Below are 1,347 nucleotides of genomic sequence, written 5' to 3'. Positions count from 1 at the left end.
CTAGAATTTGACACCGTAATGCAACATAATAGCGTTACCCTGATAGCTGATAAATAGCTATTTTAAAACTCACAAAGGACGTAAAAGTGAAAGTATTAACAGTATTTGGTACTCGCCCAGAAGCCATTAAAATGGCCCCTCTTGTTCATGCCTTGGCTAACGATAGTCGCTTTGACGCAAAAGTATGTGTAACGGCACAGCACCGTGAAATGCTAGATCAAGTACTTGAGCTTTTTAAAATCACCCCAGAATACGATTTAAACTTAATGAAAGCAGGGCAAACACTGCCAGAAGTAACTAGCCGCATTTTGCAAGAGCTAACCCCAGTACTTAAAGAATTTAAACCTGATGTAGTGCTTGTTCATGGCGACACGGCAACAACATTTGCTGCGAGTTTAGCAGCTTACTATGAGCAAATAGCAGTAGGCCACGTAGAAGCAGGCTTACGCACAGGCAATATTTACTCACCTTGGCCTGAAGAAGGTAACCGAAAACTAACTGGCGCTTTAACTAAGTTCCACTTTGCACCAACGGATACCTCCAAAGCTAACTTGCTTAAAGAAAACTATGCAGATGAAAATATATTTGTAACCGGTAACACGGTTATTGATGCTTTATTATTAGTTAAGCAACAGATAGAAGGTGATGCAGAGCTGAGCAACACATTAGCATCACAATTCCCTATGCTTGATGAAAATAAAAAGCTTATTTTGGTTACGGGCCATCGCCGCGAAAGTTTTGGTGGTGGGTTTGAGCGTATTTGTGAAGCGCTAGCGCAAACAGCTAAAGAGCACCCTGATACACAAATACTTTACCCAGTACATTTAAACCCAAATGTGCAAGAGCCAGTAAAGCGTATTTTAAAAGATGTAGATAACGTACATTTAATCGAGCCACAACAGTACTTACCATTTGTGTATTTAATGAATCGCTCACACATTATTTTAACAGACTCCGGTGGCATTCAAGAAGAAGCACCAAGCTTAGGTAAACCTGTACTCGTAATGCGTGACACAACAGAGCGCCCGGAAGCGGTTGATGCTGGTACGGTAAAATTAGTTGGAACAGATGTAGCAAAAATCACTTCTGCATTAAATGAGTTACTTACGGATGAAGCGGCTTATAAAGCAATGAGCCGCGCCCATAATCCGTATGGTGATGGCCAAGCATGCCAGCGTATTTGTGATGTTTTAGCTAAATAATGAGCGTAAGCGCGGGTTTACCCCGCGCATTACTCTAAAAAAATAGTGTGACAAGCTGAAAAATATATAAATAAAGCTTGCCATAAAAAGTTTAAAACCAAAATTTGTAGAACCTAGAACCTAGAACCTAGAACCTAGAACCTAG

1 protein-coding gene is annotated in these 1,347 nt (G+C 40.6%); it reads left to right on the top strand.

Going from position 1 to position 1,347, the window contains the following annotated elements; translation table 11 throughout:
* The first annotated feature begins 86 nt into the window (after positions 1 to 86).
* Complete coding sequence (wecB, locus tag H5183_RS21395) at positions 87 to 1,202, top strand: non-hydrolyzing UDP-N-acetylglucosamine 2-epimerase (protein WP_182732682.1); 1,116 nt, start codon at positions 87 to 89, stop codon at positions 1,200 to 1,202.
* Positions 1,203 to 1,347 lie beyond the last annotated feature (145 nt).

The sequence above is a fragment of the Pseudoalteromonas sp. SR44-8 genome (genome assembly GCF_014163635.1).
Taxonomy (GTDB): domain Bacteria; phylum Pseudomonadota; class Gammaproteobacteria; order Enterobacterales; family Alteromonadaceae; genus Pseudoalteromonas; species Pseudoalteromonas rhizosphaerae.
This window is presented reverse-complemented; position numbering and strand designations above follow the sequence as displayed.